Source organism: Micromonospora sp. NPDC050200, assembly GCF_040656135.1.
GTDB lineage: Bacteria > Actinomycetota > Actinomycetes > Mycobacteriales > Micromonosporaceae > Micromonospora.
In genome coordinates this window covers 39,376-54,966 of sequence record NZ_JBFALG010000024.1, presented here as the reverse complement: position 1 = coordinate 54,966, position 15,591 = coordinate 39,376, and the positions used below count along the sequence as shown (strand labels likewise).

Genomic DNA, 15,591 nt, shown 5'->3' with positions numbered 1-15,591 from the left:
AGCGAGAGGATGTTCCCCGTGGCCAGAGGAGAACTGCGGATCTACCTGGGCGCGGCCCCCGGCGTCGGCAAGACGTACGCGATGCTGGAGGAGGCCCAGCGCCGCGCCGAGCGCGGCACCGACGTGGTGGTCGGGCTGGTCGAGACGCACGGCCGCGTCCACACCGCCGCGATGCTCGGCGACCTGGAGGTCGTGCCGCGCCGCACCGCCACCTACCGGGGCGTCGAGTTCACCGAGATGGACCTCGACGCCGTGCGGGCCCGCCGCCCCGAGATCGCGCTGGTCGACGAGTTGGCCCACACCAACGTGCCCGGCTCCCGGCACGAGAAGCGCTGGCAGGACATCCAGGAGCTCCTCGACGCCGGCATCACCGTCCTGTCGACGGTCAACATCCAGCACCTCGAATCGCTCAACGACGTCGTCGCGCAGATCACCGGCGCCATCCAGCGCGAAACCGTGCCCGACCAGGTCGTCCGCGCCGCCGAGCAGGTCGAACTGGTCGACATGACCCCGGAGGCGTTGCGCCGCCGGATGGCGCACGGCGACATCTACCGCCCGGACCGGATCGACGCGGCCCTCGGCAACTACTTCCGGGTCGGCAACCTCACCGCCCTGCGCGAGCTGGCCCTGCTGTGGCTGGCGGACAAGGTCGACGATCAGCTCGACCGGTACCGGGCGCAGCAGGGCATCCATGCCACCTGGGAGGCCCGCGAGCGGGTGGTGGTGGCGCTCACCGGCGGGCCGGAGGGGCAGACGCTCATCCGGCGGGCAGCCCGGATCGCGGCCCGGAGCAAGGGCGCCGACCTGCTCGCCGTGCACGTCGCCCGCAGCGACGGCCTGGCCGGCGCGGACCCCGCCCAGCTCGCCCGTCAGCGGGTGCTGGTGGAGAGCCTGGGCGGGACGTACCACCAGGTGCTCGGTGCCGACATTCCGGCGGCGCTGCTCGACTTCGCCCGTGGCGTCAACGCCACCCAGCTGGTGCTGGGCGCCAGCCGGCGCGGGCGGTTCGCCCAGCTGTTCTCCCGGGGGGTCGGGGTCACCACCACCGCCCTGTCCGGCCCGATCGACGTGCACCTGGTCACCCATTCGCAGGCCGGCCGCGGCCGGCAGGGGGCGGGCGTGCCGGCGGCGCTGTCGCGGCGGCGACGGCTGCTCGGCTTCGCCCTCGCCGGGCTGGGCATGCCGCTGCTGACCCTGCTGCTGTCCGTGCTGCCGGATCTCACCCTGACCAACGACATCCTGCTCTTCCTCGCCGGCGTCGTCGGGGTGGCGCTGGTCGGCGGACTGTGGCCGGCGCTGGTCGCCGCGCTCGGTGGCTCGCTGCTGCTGAACTGGTTCTTCACCCCGCCCTTCCACACGCTGACCATCGCCGAGGCGGGCAACCTCCTCGCGCTGGGCGTCTTCGTGGCCGTGGCCGTCGCGGTCAGCTGGGTCGTCGACGTCGCCGCGCGGCGCACGCGGGAGGCCGCCCGCGCGTCCGCCGACGCGCAGACCCTGGCCACGGTGGCCGGCGGCGTGCTGCGGGGGGAGCGGCCCCTGCCGGCGCTGCTGGACCGGTTGCGGGAGACCTTCGCGCTGCGCGCGGTCAGCGTCCTGGAACTGACCGCCGAGGCCGAGGGGCGACCCGGTCGGGTCAACGAGGAAGGGGCCTGGCGGTTGGTGGCCGGCGTCGGCGAGTCGCCGGCGGGCAGCCCGGGCGCGGGGGAGACGGCCGTACCGGTGGACGACCGGCTCACCGTCGTGCTGTCCGGCCGGCGGCTGGAGGCCGCCGACCGGCGCATCGTCGAGGCGTTCGCCGCCCAGGCCGCCGTCGCGCTCCGCCAGGAACGCCTCGCCGCCCAGGCCGCCGCCGTCCGGCCCCTCGCCGCGGCCGACCGGATGCGCACCGCGCTGCTCGCCGCGGTCAGCCACGACCTGCGTACGCCGCTGGCCTCGGCCAAGGCCGCGGTGAGCAGCCTGCGCAGCCACGACATCGAGTTCGACGCCGACGACCGTGACGAACTGCTCGCCACCGCCGACGAGTCCCTCGACCGGCTCGGCCGCCTGGTCGCGAACCTGCTGGACATGAGCCGCCTCCAGGCCGGCGCGCTCGGCGTCAGCCGCGCCGCGATCGGCCTGGAGGACGCCGTACCTCGGGCCCTGGACGAACTCGGCCCGGCGGCGGCGGACGTCGCCACCGACATCCCCGCCGACCTGCCGGCCGTCGCCGCCGACCCGGGGCTGCTGGAACGGGTGCTGGTCAACGTCGTCGCCAACGCGCTGCGGCACAGCCCGCCCGGCCAGCCGCCCACGATCACCGCCAGCGCCCATGCCGGCCAGGTGGAACTGCGGGTGATCGACACTGGGCCGGGCATCCCCGAGGACCAGTGGGAGCACGTCTTCCTGCCGTTCCAGCGCCTCGGGGACCGCGACAACCAGACCGGCGTCGGCCTCGGTCTGGCCCTGTCCCGCGGCCTCGCCGAGGCGATGGCTGGCAGCATCACCCCGGAGACCACCCCCGGTGGGGGCCTGACCATGGTGCTGCGGCTGCCCGCCGCCGCGCAGACCGTCGCGGAAGGGCCGCAGGAATGACCCGCATCCTGGTCGTCGACGACGAACCGCAGATCCTGCGCGCCCTGCGTATCAACCTGCGCGCCCGTGGCTACGACGTCGAGGTCGCGGCCACCGGCGCCGCGGCGCTCAGGGCCGCCGCCAGCCACCCGCCCGACCTCGTCGTGCTCGATCTCGGCCTGCCCGACATCGACGGCACCGAGGTGATCCTGGGTCTGCGCGGTTGGACCAACGTGCCGATCATCGTGCTCTCCGGCCGGGCCGGCAGCGAGGACAAGGTCGCCGCCCTGGACGCCGGCGCCGACGACTACGTCACCAAGCCGTTCGGCGTGGACGAACTCCTCGCCCGCATCCGCGCCGTCACCCGCCGCCTGCACGCCGCCGCCGACCCGGCCGCTGCCACGGTCCGGGTCGGCCGGCACACCGTCGACCTCGCCGCCCGCACCATCACCCGGGACGACGACGGCGGCGACGTCAAACTCACCCCCACCCAGTGGGCGGTCCTCGACAAACTGCTCCGCAACCCCGGCAAGCTGGTCAGCCAGCGCCAGCTCCTGCACGACGTGTGGGGGCCGGAGTACCAGCACGAGACCAACTACCTGCGCCAGTACCTGGCCCAGCTCCGTCGAAAGCTGGAGGACGACCCGGCCCGCCCCCGCCACCTCATCACCGAACCCGGCATGGGCTACCGCTTCCGGCCCTGACCGGGACGCAGCACCGGCGGCCGGACGCGCGGCTGGTCGGCGACCGGGCCGGACCTGAACGGTTCACGTTTCGGGAGGCCGCCGGAGGTGCTGGCGTCGCCGCCATTCGGTCTCCCCGGCCTCCAGCGCGCGTTCCTCCTCCAGCTTCGCCCGGCGCAGGCGTTGCCGCGGTTGCCGATTCCTGAGGCTGTCCACGGTCGCCGCGCCGACCACGGCCACGGCCAGCAGGGCCAGCGCCCCGAAGGCCGACAGCTGGCCGGCGACGGGGACAAGCGCCGCCAGCACCAGCAACGCGCCGATCTGGAACCACCTGAACCGGTGCACGGCACGGATCTGGAGCCCCAGCACGGCCAGCAGGAAGAGCAGCACGCCGCCGTACAGGACGGCGAGGTCGATCCCACGCAGTAGGTCCCGGTCCCACGGCACGGTGGGATCGGCGATGAGGGCGAGCACGTGCTTGAGGCCGAGGGAGAACAGGATGATCCCGAAGATCATCGGTAGGTGCAGGTAGCTGTAGGCGTCCCGGGCCAGCGCGAGCCGCGCCACGCCGTGGGTGCGGTGCAGTGCCTGCTCCCCGGCGATCACCCGGGCGTCGAAGTACACCCACCAGAGGGCGGCGACCACCGCGATCCCCAGGACGGCCCCGCCGATGATGGGCCAGGTCAGCGGCAGCCCCGCCAGCAGGTTCGGCCCCGTCCCGAGGGAGAGGATCGACTCGCCGAGCGCGACCAGGACGATCTGGGCGTGCCGCTCCGCCCAGTGCCCGGCCGAGACGATGGTCAGCCCCGGCGTCCGGGTGAGCGCGCCCAGCAGGTACGCGACGGCCACGGCCAGCACCCACAGGCCGAGCCGGGCGCGGATCTCGGCGTCGCCCCGGAACAACCGCTGCGGCACCAGCGCGGCGACGAGCAGCAGCGCCGTCGTGACCAGCGGCGGTACGGCCAGTCTGCGCCACCACCTGTGCAGCCGCGGGTCGCCGCGGACGGCGTACCAGAAGGCCAGCACCTGCAGGCCCAGCGCCAGCAGGTAGCAGGCCGCGAAGGTCAGGTCCCCTGGGAGGCCCGCCGGTTTGTCGCTGAACGCCTCGGGGAGCGCGATCGATGCCAGGAAGATCGCCGCCATGATGCCGAATCCGAACAGCGGCATGATGCCCTGGTCGGCACGGACGGCGTTGCCCAGGGTGGCGAAGCTGGTCCACACGTACCAGAGCAGGGCCAGGACCAGCAAGCTGCGCGACAGCGCCGACGGGCCGAGGTACTTCGCGGACACCGAGGTGACGTTGAGGAAGGCGAAGACGAAGACGAGGTCGTAGAAGAGCTCCAACCGGGTGACCTTGGCACCGGGCGCGGCCGGTTCGAGCCCATCGGCGCCCACCAGACCCTCGTCGGTGCTCACCCGCCCGAGTGTGGCAGTCGGGCCGGTGCTCGGCGGCGGTGCCGCGGTAAGCCCTCACAACGGGTGATGCCGCCCTGGGCCTCACCCGATGGTCTGGACCGCCGAGGCGCCGCCGGGAGAGATGTCCTTCCGTCATTCGTCCTCCGGCGACCGGCTCCGCCGGTCACGATCTCCCCATGGAAAAAGTCATGCGCGCGCTCAACGTCCCGGCTGCCGACGCACAGCCGCAACTGTCCGAGCTGCCCGTCCCGCAGGTCACCGAGGGCAGCGTCCTGGTCCGGGTGAAGGCGGCCGGCCTCAACGCCATCGACAACGCCCTGGCCGCCGGGATGATGGCCGGGAGGATGCCGCACGAGTACCCGCTGGTCCTCGGCCGGGACGCCGCCGGGGTCGTCGAGGCCGTCGGGGCCGGCGTCGACCATGTCGCCGTGGGGGACGAGGTGGTCGGTCACGTCCTGCTCGCCCCGCCGGTGCACGCCGGCACCCTCGCCGAGCACGCCCTGCTGCCCGCCGCCGCGGTCACCGCCAAGCCCGCCGGGCTCGACTTCGTCACCGCCGCCGCCGTGCCCCTCGCCGGCGCGGCGGCGCTCGCCTCGGTCGACGCGGTCGACCCGCAGCCCGGTCGCACGGTGCTGGTGGTCGGGGCCGGCGGCGGCGTCGGCTCGTACGCGGTGCAGCTGCTCGCCGGCCGGGGCGCCACGGTCGTGGCCACCGGCACCGCCGAGGACACCGACCGGCTGCGCCGGCTCGGCGCCGACACCGTGATCGACTACACCACCGGGCCGGTGGCCGACCAGGTCCTCGCCCGCTACCCGGACGGGGTCGACGGGCTCATCGACCTCGTCGCCCACGGCCCCGACGGCCTGCCGCTGAACGCCGTGTGCCGGGGCGGCAAGGTGGCCAGCACCCTCGGCGCCGCCGACTCCGACGTCCTGGCCGCCGCCGGGCTGACCGGCAGCAACATCATGGCCGGACCCGTCCGGGAGGTCATCGCCCCGCTCGTCGAGCAGGCCGCCAACGGCACCCTCGCCGTCGACGTCAGCACCGTCCTGCCGCTCGACCGGGCCGCCGACGGCCTCGCCGCTCTCGCCAACGGCAAGGCGCACGGCAAGATCGTCGTCAAGGTCAGCGACTGATCCGACCCCCGCTCACCGTCCGGCGGTGCGCAGCGCGGCGAGCAGGCCGGTCAGTGCGGGCGTGGCCGGAGCGGTCCCACGGGTCGCCGCCCAGATCGTGCGGACCGGTTCCGGCTCGTGGATCCGGCGAACGACGACGCCGGGGGACCGGGCGGGCAGGCCGAGCCGGGGCACCAGGGCGATGCCGAGGCCGGCGGCGACGAAGCCCTGGGCGGTGGCATAGTCCTCGCTCTGCACCACGAACCGCGGGGTGAACCCGGCGCGCCCGCAGGCGACGAGGATGGCGTCCTGGCAGGGACCGGGCTGTTCGCTGCCGACCCAGGGGTCCGCCGCGAGGTCGGCCAGGTCGAGGGCGCGCCGACCCCCGAGCCGGTGCCCGGCCGGCAGCAGGGCCAGGTAAGGGTCGTCGCGGAGGTGGGTGAAGCGCAGGCCGTCGGTGGCGGCCTGCTCCCGGGGGCGGACCACCAGGGCCAGGTCGCCGTTGCCGTCCCGCACCTCCCGCAGCGGGTCGGCGGGGTCGGTCAGCTTCAGGTCGACCCGCACGCCGGGGTGGTCGCGGCGCAGGGTTGCCAGCGCGGGGGCCACCAGCGCCGCCCCGACGCTGGCGAAGTAGCGCACCGCGAGCCGTCCCGTCACCCCGGCCCGCAGGTCGGCCAGCGCCGCCTCCGCCGCCGCGACCTGGGCGTCGATGGCTTCCGCGTACCGGCTGAGCAGCCGTCCCGCCTCGGTCGGCCGTACCCCCCGGCCGTTGCGCTCCAGCAGGGTGATGCCGGCCTCCTTCTCCAGCAGCCCCAGCTGTTGGCTGACCGCCGACGGCGTGAAGCCCAGGTCGCGGGCGGCCGCGCTCACCGAGCCGGTGGTGACGACGGTACGGAGCAGGTGCAGCCGGCGCGGGTCGAGCATGTAGCAGAGCTTAACGCTCCTGCTAGAAATCATCGCTTGTCTTAAAGCTGGAAGCGGCGGAGGGTGTGGAGACCACCGAGCCGGGAGGAGAACCGCGTGGCCACCCGATCCGTCGTCCGCATGGCGGTGCTGGCACTGTTGTGGGGGTCCGGCTTCCTCTGGATCAAGATCGCGCTGGCGGGTGGGCTGACCCCGTCGCAGGTCACCGCCGTGCGGTGCGCACTCGGCGCGGTCGTACTGCTCACGGTGGCCGTCGCCGCCGGACAGCGGCTGCCGCGCGGACGCCGGGTCTGGGCTCACCTCGTCGTCGCGGCCCTGTTCTGCAACGCCCTGCCGTTCCTGCTGGTGAGCACCGGTGAACGGACGCTGGACTCCGGGGTGGCCGGCGTCCTGCACGCCACCACGCCGCTGTGGTCGCTGCTGTTCGGCCTTCTGCTCGGCACGGAACGTCACCGGCACCCGTCGCGCCTTGCGGGGCTGCTGCTCGGCTTCACCGGCGTGCTGCTCATCTTCGCGCCCTGGCGGTCGGGTGACCTGACCAGCCGGGGCGCGCTGCTGGTGCTGGCCGCCGCCGCCAGCTACGCGGTCGCCTTCGCCTACATGGCCCGGTACCTCGCCGACCGGTCCGCCCCGATGGCCCTCTCCGCCGCCCAACTGCTGGCCGCGACCGCCCTGACCACCCTCACCCTCCCCGCCGACCCCGGCCCGTGGCGGATGCCCGGCCCCGCCGCGCTGGCCGCCGTGGCCGTCCTCGGCACGCTCGGCACCGGCGTCACCTTCCACCTCAACGCCCGGCTCATCGCCGATGAGGGGCCCACCGCCGCCGCCGTGGTCGGCTACCTGCTGCCCGTGGTCGCGGTCGGGCTGGGCGCGCTGGTGCTCGACGAGGCGCTGACCGCCCGCGTCGTCGCCGGGATGGTGGTGGTCCTGCTCGGCGTCGCCCTGACCCGCGCCAGCCCGTCATCCGGATTGTTCGGACGTGACGGTGATGGGGATGCACACCTCGACCTGTGTGCCGTGACGGGGCTGGGAGTACACGGTGCCGCTGCCACCCACGGCCGCCAGCCGGCCCCGGATGGAACGGGCTATCCCGAAGTTCGCGGCTCGGAGCCGAGGATCGAATCCTCTACGCCGGATGGGCGCCATCGGGTTGGGAGACCTGCGGCTAGTACATCGTCGTCGACCACGGCGGAGGCTGGTGGAGCTACGTCTGTCACCTCAGCGCGATCCGGGTCAGCAAGGGCCAGTGGGTCACCGACGCCACCGTGATCGGCCTGGTCGGCGGCACCGGCGGCTTCGCCCCCCCCACCTGCACTTCGGACTGCAGTACAACGCGAAGCTGACCGCCGCCGGCGGCTTGTACGGCGGCCAGAGTGCCCAACCGCGGCACCTGTGGCACCTCGGCTGCGGCAAGGGCTACTACGACTACATCACCCGCGGCCAGAAAGTCTGCTACTGATCGGTTCCGGTGGCCTGTCGGGGCACACATCCCCCGTCAGGCCACCCCCTTCCATCGCCGCGCGGGAGCCCGAGTTGTGGGTGGCGATGAGGCGGGCCGCCCGCCGCCCGGCGACGGTGCTGCTCGCCGCGCTCGGACCTGACCGCGCCAGGGCAATCACGAGAACTCTACATATTTATATCGATCGGTATTATGCTCTGTGCAGCCCTGACGTGAATCACAACGGAGGTGCCCGTGAGGAAGATGCCCATCCGCCACAAGAGCACGCTGCGTCTGCTGTCCGGCGCCCGCCGGCTCTGGATCGAGTGGTGCTGGTAGGTGCCGGCACGGCGGGCGCTCCCGGGCGCCCGCCCCTGCGGCGATCGGCCCGGCCGTGACCGGTGAGCTGGGCGGCTACGACTGCCACCGCGACCACGGGCCGTACGCCGGGGTCGCGGCCTTCCTCGGCCGGATCGCCGCCGACCGTCCCCGCCTGGCGTCCCGCCACGAGGTCGAGCTGCACGCCATCGCACCCCGGCTCGACCACGCGGCACGACCGGCCGCCGAGGAGGAGCCGATCCGGTTCCATCCCGCCCGGCGCACCGCCTGCCTGGCCTACGGCGCGGCGGAGTTCGTGGCGGCGTGGGCGAGCAGGCTCCGGCACCCGGTCACGGTACGGTTCGACCACGTCGGCAGCGCCGACGAGACCACCAGCGAGTTGCTGGAGACGCTGACCCGCCGAATCGGGCCGTCCCCGTTGCGTCTGGATCTGTGCGACGGCGGTGCCCGCAAGCCGGCCGCGGCCGATCCCACACCGGAGGCGACGCGCACGGCCCTGGGCGACAGTCTGGCCCGCGGCTTCTACCACCACGCGGCCCGAACCGCCCGGCGCGGGCGCGCCACGGTGACCCCGGACGGCGACCTGCGGCACTGGTGGGCGTTCACCACCGGCCTGGCCACCGCCCTGGCGGCGCTGGACAGCGCCGCCGAAGCGCTCGAGCTCTACCACGAGGCGCGCGCTGCCACTGACGACCCGAAGATCACCATGTCGGCCTCGTACGCCACCGCCATGCTGTACGCCCGGCACCTGCCGGCGGCCGAACAGGACCCGGCGCAGGCGCGGCACTGGCTGGAACGGGCGCTCCACCTCGCCGCCGGACTGAACGACCCGCGGCAGCGGGTGCTGTCCACCGTCTTCTACGAGCAGGGCCTGGCGCTGCTGGACAGCAGGGCGGGCGAGCCCGCCCGGGCGCTGCGGCTGATCGACGACGGGCTGGCCCGGCTGACGGCGGTGCTCGCTCCGGGCGAGCGCCCGCAGGATCTGGCCCGACTACGCCACAACCGGGCGCAGGTGCACCTGGCCCTGGGCGATCCGGCACAGGCCCTGGCCGACCTCAACACCGTGATCGCACACGACCCCGGCAACTGCGAGTACTACGTGGACCGGGCCGCCCTGCACCGGGCGGCGGGTCGGCTCCAGGCCGCGATCAGGGACTACGGCAGCGCGATCCGGCTGGGACCGCACCTGCCCGAGGCGTACTACAACCGGGCCGTGCTCCAGCAGGAGCGGGGCCGCCCCGAGCGGGCGCGTGCCGACCTGGACACCGTGCTCGCCATTGATCCCGGGCACCTCGACGCCCGGATCGCCCTGGTCAACCTGCACGTGGAGCGCGGCGCGCTCGACGCGGCCGAGGCGGGGGCGCGGGCCGGGCTGGCGCTGGCCCCGCAGGAGCCCGCGCTGCTGTGCACCCTCGGGCTGATCCGCTCGGAGCGCGGCAGCCCCGCCGAGGCCGACGAGCTGCTCACCCGGGCCCTGGCCGGGGATCCGGGGCTGGTGGAGGCATGGACGAACCGGGCCGCCGTCCGGTTCGAACGCGGCGACGTGGCCGCCGCCATGGCCGATCTGAACCGGGCGGTGGCGCTGTCGGCGGCGCCTGTGCCCCGCTACAACCGGGGCACGGCGCTGATGCGGCTGGGGCGGTGGGACGAGGCCGCCCGCGACTTCGCTGACGCGCTCGCCCAGCCCAGCCTGGACCGGGCGCTGCGACGCGACCTGCGGGCGGAACTGGCTCGCTGCCGTCGCGCGATGGTCGGCTGACCGCCGGCCGGGGCGGGCATCGGCGGGATCAGTCCGTAATGAGATTGCGGTGGCGGTGATCGGGACCGCGGCATGGTCGTCGTGGAGCCGCCAGCGGTATCCAGATCAACCAGAGTCGGACGCGGGCCTTCCTTCGGCTGCGGTCGGCTGCCCCGGCTGTCCGGAGGTCTCGTCGGACTGCGTCGGTGATCTCTGCGGGATGATGTCGATCGCATTCAAGAAGTCGTCGAAGCCCTCGTGGCGGCGCCGCTCGCGTTGGAGCTTCTTGTTCCACTGTGCGGCGGCCTTCTCTTCCTCCATCAGGTGTCGCCTGGCCTGGTTCAGCTCCTCCTTGATCGCCTCTTCCGCCTCGCCGGGAGCGGGGTGGTCGACGAACTCGTCCATGATCGCCTTCCAGCGCCGGTTGAGCTGCTCGGCGTACTGCGCCCGTCTCGTGTACAGGTCGTTCTGGCACTCCAGCTTGATCAGGCGTTCCGAGTACGGCTGGAGGATCTGCCTGACCCGCTCGTCGAGCCGTACCGACACCTCCGGGCGGCACGCGACGTGCACCCGGCCCCGCTTGTAGTGCCATGGGGGCCGGTCCTGCTCGTCGAGCGCCCGCCGCAGTGAGACCTCCAGCTCGCCGGCCCGGTGCGCGGGAAACGCGCGTGCCTGCTCGGCGGCGACCCGCTTCACCCGCCGGATGGCATCCGGCATGAAGTACCGCGCATACCAGCTCAACAGGTCAGGACGTACGCCCGTCGCCGTCCAGGTGAAGGTCGCGCGCACGGTGAAGGTGAACACGTACCCCTGAGCGGGAAGCGCGAAGGGCGCTGAGGCCTCCTGTCGCTCGGTGGGCTCGTCGGGCGGAGGAGGTGGGGTCTCCGCCGCCACGGCGGCTTTCAGATTTTTCAGCGCGGGTGCGAGGTGGTGCTTCCAGAGGGTGTTCAACCCCTTCACGACCTGGCCGCAGATGTGTCTGCCACGGTCGATCATCGATGCCGGCGTCCCTGCGGGGTCGTCTCGCTGCTTCGAGGCCTCGGCCACGTCACCCCTCCCTCGTCGCGATCGGTGCGCCGGTGCAGGGGGTGTCTCAGTGCGGCGTCAGCACCGGGGTGGCTGCTCGAGGGGTGTCGCGCGGCGGGCGGAACAGCCTCAACCTGTCGTCGGTGACCCGTTGATGGTCCGTCGCCTCACGCTAACAAGGCGGTGGCGGGCCCTGCGGCAGCCGCGCGGACATGAGTGTGGCGGCTCAGGTGACCGGTTGCTCCCTACCGGAGGGCGCCTCGGCGGTGTGGCGGTGGAACAACGACCCGGAGGTGATGCGCTCTTCAACCCAGTAGAGCCAGCCGCTCCGCTTCGGCCCGTAGCAGCCGCGCCAGGAGGGCGGAGTCATGTTCACCCCGTCAGGGTTGACGCGGGAGAGACTCGACATCAATGATCTCGTATGTCCATGATCACTCCCACTCCTCTGATGCGTCTCGTCGCCGGCGTCTGGGGCTTCAAAACCCTTGCGGTCGCCGTCGAACTGGGCCTGTTCACCCGGCTCGCGAACGGACGGACCCTCACGGTCGACGAGGCAGCCGCCGAGCTTGGACTCGCTGAGCGCCCGACCGACCTGCTGCTGGCCGCAAGCGCTTCCCTCGGCCTGCTCGAGAAGGCCGGCGACGGCTACCGCAACTCCGATCTCGCCGAGCAGTTCCTCGTCGAGGGCCGCCCCTACTACTTCGGTGCGCAGGTCCGCTACTCTGACCTGCGCACCTACCTGCCCTGGCACCGCATCGGCGAGGCACTGCGATCCGACCGGCCCCTCACCTGGGACCCGCAAACCCAGCAGTCGATGTTCGACACCGCCGACCCGGAGATGCTCGCGCAGTTCTGGGATGCGATGTACTCCACCTCAAGCTTCACCGCCCGCGCCTTGGCCGACGCGTACGACTTCGGCGCGCACACCCGGCTGCTCGACGTCGGCGGGGGAGCCGGGGCCTTCCCGATCGAGCTCTGCCGACGCCTGCCCGACCTGCGGGCGACCATCTTCGACCTGCCGCACGTGTGCGTCCGGGCCGAGGAACGGATCTCGGCAGCGGGCCTGGCCGGGCGGATCGTCACGGTCGCCGGCGATTTCCTCGCCGACCCGGCGCTGCCGGACGGGCACGACGTCATCCTGCTGAGCATGATCCTGCATGACTGGGACGTGCCAACCAACCGAGCCCTGCTGGCCAAGTGCTATGCGGCGCTGCCGCCCGGTGGGGCGGTCGTCGTCTGCGAACTGTTGCTCAACGACGAGCGCACCGGGCCGCCGGAGGCGGCGCTGATGGGCATGAACATGCTGGTCGAGACCGAGGGCGGCAAGAACTACTCCGGCGCCGAGTACACGGCCTGGCTCGCCGACGCGGGCTTCGTCGACATCCGCACGGTGCCGTTCGACGCCCCAGGCGCCAACGGCGCGGTAGTGGCCCGCCGGGCCTGACCGGCAGGCCGGGTGCGGCGGGGCCAGAGCGGACCCACCCCGCCGCACCCGGCCGAGCCGGGGCGCACCAGTCCGATCTATTCCGAACCCTCCCGGTCGGCAACGGAACAGGCAGCCACGGCGGAGCCGGGCGTGACGGCCGAGTCGGACGGGGCACTGGCGGCGGGTTCGAAGAGGACCCGGGACCGCAACTGCCGGAACCCGGTCCGTTCCAGTTCCGCCAGCACCGCCACCCGGTGGGCGTCCACGTCGGCCACCACCTCCCTGGCCCCGCCGGCGGCCAGTACCTCGACCGCCTCGGCCAGCAGTTCACCCCGGACGGCCTCGTCGAGCAGGCCGAGGTAGGCGATGAGCGGGTAGCAGGCATCCCCGGCTGTTCCGGCCAGGCCGACCGGCTTCCCGGCGTCCAACGCGATGCGCCAGTCTTCGGCGGGGCCGGTCAGCCAGGCCAGCGGGTCGGTGGCCAGGTCCACTCCGCCGACCGCCCGAGCTGTCTCCTTGCCGGTCAGCACGTCCGGCTCGGCGATCCGGGCGACCATGGCGTTGATCTCGGCCGCGTCGACGGCCGGGCGGAAGGTGTACCGCCCGGAGGCGGCCGGCAGCGGCGTGCCCGTCCAGGAGCATCTCAGCCGTTCACCGCGCTCGACGAGCCCGGCGAGCCGGGCCGCCGCCATCGGCGCCTTGATCACGGCGAGTACTTCCGGCCGGCGCCGCCAGTGCGCCGGCGCAGCGGCGTAGTACGACCGGGGACCGCCGAGTGCCTCGTGGGCGGCGCGCAGCAATGCGGCACCCACCTCCGGCTCGGCGTTCAGGTCGAACCGTTCCAGCCAGGGGGCGCCTACGGCACCCGGCGGGAGGAGCCAGGCCGCCCGGGCGACCACTCGGCCGGCTCGGAGAGCGACCCAGGTGCGCTCAGGCCGGTAGCCGCCACCGGCGATCCCGTCGGCGTAATCGACCTGGCGCAGTTGAGGCAGCGGGTCGGGCATGGACTCGAACAGACTTTCCTCGCCCGCAACAAGCGGACGGATGACCAGATCAGTCATAGGTGGATCCTCCGGGAAGCGAACGCCCCGGGTCAGATCCGCGTGGACGCCGGGACGCGGAGGGGGCGCAGAACATCGGACATTGTTCTGACCTCCTTCCAGCTCGACGGCGTGCCCGGCAACTTACTCGGCGTACTCGCCCGCCGCAACACGATCGATCCCTGAACCTTTGACCACGAGGACCTGATCACTGATCCGACGCACCGCCACGCCACCCTTCGCGACGAATCAGTCAGCTGGTTTTCCTCGGCGCGGGACGCTGGAGATCACACATGAAGCCAGCACGAAACCGGCTGGCGTGTCAGCGATGGTCGCCCGCTCGGCGGTCCAGCCGCCACCGGAGGTAGGCGAGCGCGGCGACGGCCGGGGCGGCAACCGCGTACCAGTGGTGGCAGGACGGAGCACTGGCCCGCATCCCGGTAGCCGTGGTGCGTGACCAGGTCAATGAGCGAGGGCGTGACCGTTACCGCCTGGTCGGGGCGGGTTCGGGGCTGGCGGATCCGGTTGAGGGGTTCAGCAGGGGCCGCAGTCGGGTGCGTTCCGACCACCGCAGACCGGCGGCCAGGGGGCGGCGGGCGACCAGGTAGCCGAGCAGGGTCACGGTGGCGCCGACGGCGAATCCGGCCAGCACGTCGGACGGGTAGTGGGCGCCGATGTAGACGCGGGTGAAGCCCATCATCGCGGCGGCCGCCACCGTCAGCAGGCCGAGCCGCCGGTTGACCAGCAGCAGCCCGGCGGCGACGGCGCCGGCCATGGTGGCGTGGTCGGAAGGAAACGACGGGTCGCTGCTCCGGTCGGCCAGCACCAGGATGCCGGGTAGCGTGGTGTACGGGCGGGGATCGTGCACGACGGCCACGATCGGCTGGTTCACCGCGACGGCGAGCAGCATCCCCACCGGTGCCCACAGGGCCGCCGGCATGCCGGTGCCGCTGGCTCGGGCGGACCACCAGCCGGCGAGCAGCAGGACGGCGAACAGCACGATCCCGTACGCGGCGTAGCCTGCGAGCGGTGTGTGCAGCCACGGCGTCGCCCGCGCGAGATCGTTGATCTCCAGGAAGAGTCGCTCGTTCATGGTGTCCTTCCGTCTCGTTCCCCGGCTGGGCTGCCGACGGTAGGCAGGAGGACATGAAGGGCGGATGAAGGCGGCGGGGCGCCGTGCTGCACTGGGCAGGGACGGTCCGACGGGAGGAGGCGGGGTGCGGATTCTGGTGGTCGAGGACGAGCGGCGGCTGGCCGACCTGCTCGCCCGAGGCCTGCGGGAGGCCGGGCACACCGTCGATGTCGAGTACACCGGCTCCGGCGGGCTGCTCGCGGCGTCCACCGGCACGTATGACTCGGTGGTGCTCGACGTGATGCTGCCCGGCCTGGACGGCGTCGCGGTATGCCGGACGCTGCGGCAGCAGGGGCACCTGATGCCCGTGCTGATGCTCACCGCGCGCGTCGAGATCCCGGACCGGGTCGCGGGCCTGGACGCCGGCGCCGACGACTACCTGGCCAAACCGTTCTCCTTCGACGAACTGCTGGCCCGGCTGCGTGCCCTGCATCGCCGCGCCGCCGGCCCACCGCCCGTCGAGGTACGCGCCGGCGATCTGCTGCTCGACCCGGCGCGGCGGCGGGTGTTCCGGGGCGACGTGGAGATCGACCTGTCGGCCCGCGAGTTCGACGTGCTCGCTCTCCTGCTGGCTCGGGCCGGACAGTGCCTCACGCGCTATCAGATCCTCGACGAGGTCTGGGACGGCGAGACCGACATTCGCTCCAACGTCATCGATGTCTACATCGCCGCCCTGCGGGCCAAGGTCGACAAGCCGTTCGGGCGGCACGCCATCGAAACCCTGCGTGGTGTCGGCTACCGGCTGCGCCCCGACGGTGGCTGAC

At 73.0% G+C, this 15,591-nt stretch carries 14 protein-coding genes; 8 read left to right on the top strand and 6 right to left on the bottom strand.

What is annotated here, in order from left to right; all coding sequences use genetic code 11:
• Nucleotides 1-18 precede the first annotated feature (18 nt).
• Nucleotides 19-2,571 (top strand): DUF4118 domain-containing protein, encoded by a 2,553-nt coding sequence (locus AB0I41_RS17845; protein WP_357108332.1) that lies wholly within the window; start codon nucleotides 19-21, stop codon nucleotides 2,569-2,571.
• The gene (locus AB0I41_RS17840) at nucleotides 2,568-3,254 is read left to right on the top strand and encodes a response regulator (RefSeq protein ID WP_357108329.1); all 687 of its coding nucleotides are present in this window, start codon (nucleotides 2,568-2,570) and stop codon (nucleotides 3,252-3,254) included. Before AB0I41_RS17845 ends, AB0I41_RS17840 begins: the two co-directional genes overlap by 4 nt.
• A gap of 63 nt (nucleotides 3,255-3,317) precedes the next feature.
• On the opposite strand, the gene AB0I41_RS17835 is transcribed toward AB0I41_RS17840, so the two are convergent.
• Nucleotides 3,318-4,649 carry a low temperature requirement protein A gene (locus AB0I41_RS17835; RefSeq protein WP_357108326.1) on the bottom strand — a complete coding sequence of 444 codons (1,332 nt, stop codon included), beginning with the start codon at nucleotides 4,647-4,649 and terminating at the stop codon, nucleotides 3,318-3,320.
• 176 nt (nucleotides 4,650-4,825) lie between these two features.
• Between AB0I41_RS17835 and AB0I41_RS17830 the strand changes: the two genes are divergently transcribed.
• Complete coding sequence (locus AB0I41_RS17830) at nucleotides 4,826-5,785, top strand: NADP-dependent oxidoreductase (RefSeq protein ID WP_357108323.1); 960 nt, start codon at nucleotides 4,826-4,828, stop codon at nucleotides 5,783-5,785.
• A 12-nt stretch (nucleotides 5,786-5,797) separates the two neighbouring features.
• On the opposite strand, the gene AB0I41_RS17825 is transcribed toward AB0I41_RS17830, so the two are convergent.
• Nucleotides 5,798-6,688, bottom strand: a complete 891-nt coding sequence (locus tag AB0I41_RS17825; RefSeq protein WP_357108321.1) for a LysR family transcriptional regulator — start codon at nucleotides 6,686-6,688, stop codon at nucleotides 5,798-5,800.
• 96 nt (nucleotides 6,689-6,784) lie between these two features.
• Here AB0I41_RS17825 and AB0I41_RS17820 point away from each other — a divergent pair, with 96 nt between their 5' ends.
• The 3 genes from AB0I41_RS17820 to AB0I41_RS17810 all read left to right on the top strand — a co-directional run bounded on the left by AB0I41_RS17820 (nucleotide 6,785) and on the right by AB0I41_RS17810 (nucleotide 10,224).
• Nucleotides 6,785-7,957: a DMT family transporter gene (locus tag AB0I41_RS17820; RefSeq protein WP_357108319.1), complete on the top strand. Its 1,173-nt coding sequence runs from the start codon at nucleotides 6,785-6,787 to the stop codon at nucleotides 7,955-7,957.
• Complete coding sequence (locus AB0I41_RS17815) at nucleotides 7,915-8,031, top strand: hypothetical protein (protein WP_357108439.1); 117 nt, start codon at nucleotides 7,915-7,917, stop codon at nucleotides 8,029-8,031. Before AB0I41_RS17820 ends, AB0I41_RS17815 begins: the two co-directional genes overlap by 43 nt.
• Before the next feature lie 489 nt (nucleotides 8,032-8,520).
• Nucleotides 8,521-10,224 (top strand): tetratricopeptide repeat protein, encoded by a 1,704-nt coding sequence (locus AB0I41_RS17810; RefSeq protein WP_357108317.1) that lies wholly within the window; start codon nucleotides 8,521-8,523, stop codon nucleotides 10,222-10,224.
• Between the two features lie 105 nt (nucleotides 10,225-10,329).
• Here the strand turns inward: AB0I41_RS17810 and AB0I41_RS17805 are convergent, their stop codons facing one another.
• Nucleotides 10,330-11,250, bottom strand: a complete 921-nt coding sequence (locus AB0I41_RS17805) for a hypothetical protein (protein WP_357108314.1) — start codon at nucleotides 11,248-11,250, stop codon at nucleotides 10,330-10,332.
• A gap of 205 nt (nucleotides 11,251-11,455) precedes the next feature.
• Complete coding sequence (locus AB0I41_RS17800; RefSeq protein ID WP_357108311.1) at nucleotides 11,456-11,638, bottom strand: hypothetical protein; 183 nt, start codon at nucleotides 11,636-11,638, stop codon at nucleotides 11,456-11,458.
• 18 nt (nucleotides 11,639-11,656) lie between these two features.
• Between AB0I41_RS17800 and AB0I41_RS17795 the strand changes: the two genes are divergently transcribed.
• Nucleotides 11,657-12,673, top strand: coding sequence for a methyltransferase (locus tag AB0I41_RS17795; RefSeq protein ID WP_357108436.1), 1,017 nt, complete (start codon nucleotides 11,657-11,659; stop codon nucleotides 12,671-12,673).
• A gap of 77 nt (nucleotides 12,674-12,750) precedes the next feature.
• On the opposite strand, the gene AB0I41_RS17790 is transcribed toward AB0I41_RS17795, so the two are convergent.
• Nucleotides 12,751-13,716, bottom strand: a complete 966-nt coding sequence (locus AB0I41_RS17790) for an acetyltransferase (RefSeq protein WP_357108309.1) — start codon at nucleotides 13,714-13,716, stop codon at nucleotides 12,751-12,753.
• A gap of 463 nt (nucleotides 13,717-14,179) precedes the next feature.
• Nucleotides 14,180-14,788, bottom strand: coding sequence for a phosphatase PAP2 family protein (locus AB0I41_RS17785; RefSeq protein WP_357108306.1), 609 nt, complete (start codon nucleotides 14,786-14,788; stop codon nucleotides 14,180-14,182).
• Nucleotides 14,789-14,912: 124 nt separating this feature from the next.
• Between AB0I41_RS17785 and AB0I41_RS17780 the strand changes: the two genes are divergently transcribed.
• On the top strand, nucleotides 14,913-15,590 hold the full coding sequence (locus AB0I41_RS17780; RefSeq protein WP_357108303.1) for a response regulator transcription factor: 678 nt from the start codon (nucleotides 14,913-14,915) through the stop codon (nucleotides 15,588-15,590).
• The last annotated feature ends 1 nt before the right edge of the window (nucleotide 15,591 follow it).

Coding starts and splice junctions, on each gene's coding strand:
- AB0I41_RS17840 (WP_357108329.1), top strand. CDS start 2,568: ATGACCCGCATCCTGGTCGTCGACGACGAACCGCAGATCCTGCGCGCC.
- AB0I41_RS17825 (WP_357108321.1), bottom strand. CDS start 6,688: ATGCTCGACCCGCGCCGGCTGCACCTGCTCCGTACCGTCGTCACCACC.
- AB0I41_RS17800 (WP_357108311.1), bottom strand. CDS start 11,638: ATGTCGAGTCTCTCCCGCGTCAACCCTGACGGGGTGAACATGACTCCG.
- AB0I41_RS17795 (WP_357108436.1), top strand. CDS start 11,657: ATGATCACTCCCACTCCTCTGATGCGTCTCGTCGCCGGCGTCTGGGGC.
- AB0I41_RS17785 (WP_357108306.1), bottom strand. CDS start 14,788: ATGAACGAGCGACTCTTCCTGGAGATCAACGATCTCGCGCGGGCGACG.
- AB0I41_RS17830 (WP_357108323.1), top strand. CDS start 4,826: ATGGAAAAAGTCATGCGCGCGCTCAACGTCCCGGCTGCCGACGCACAG.
- AB0I41_RS17790 (WP_357108309.1), bottom strand. CDS start 13,716: ATGACTGATCTGGTCATCCGTCCGCTTGTTGCGGGCGAGGAAAGTCTG.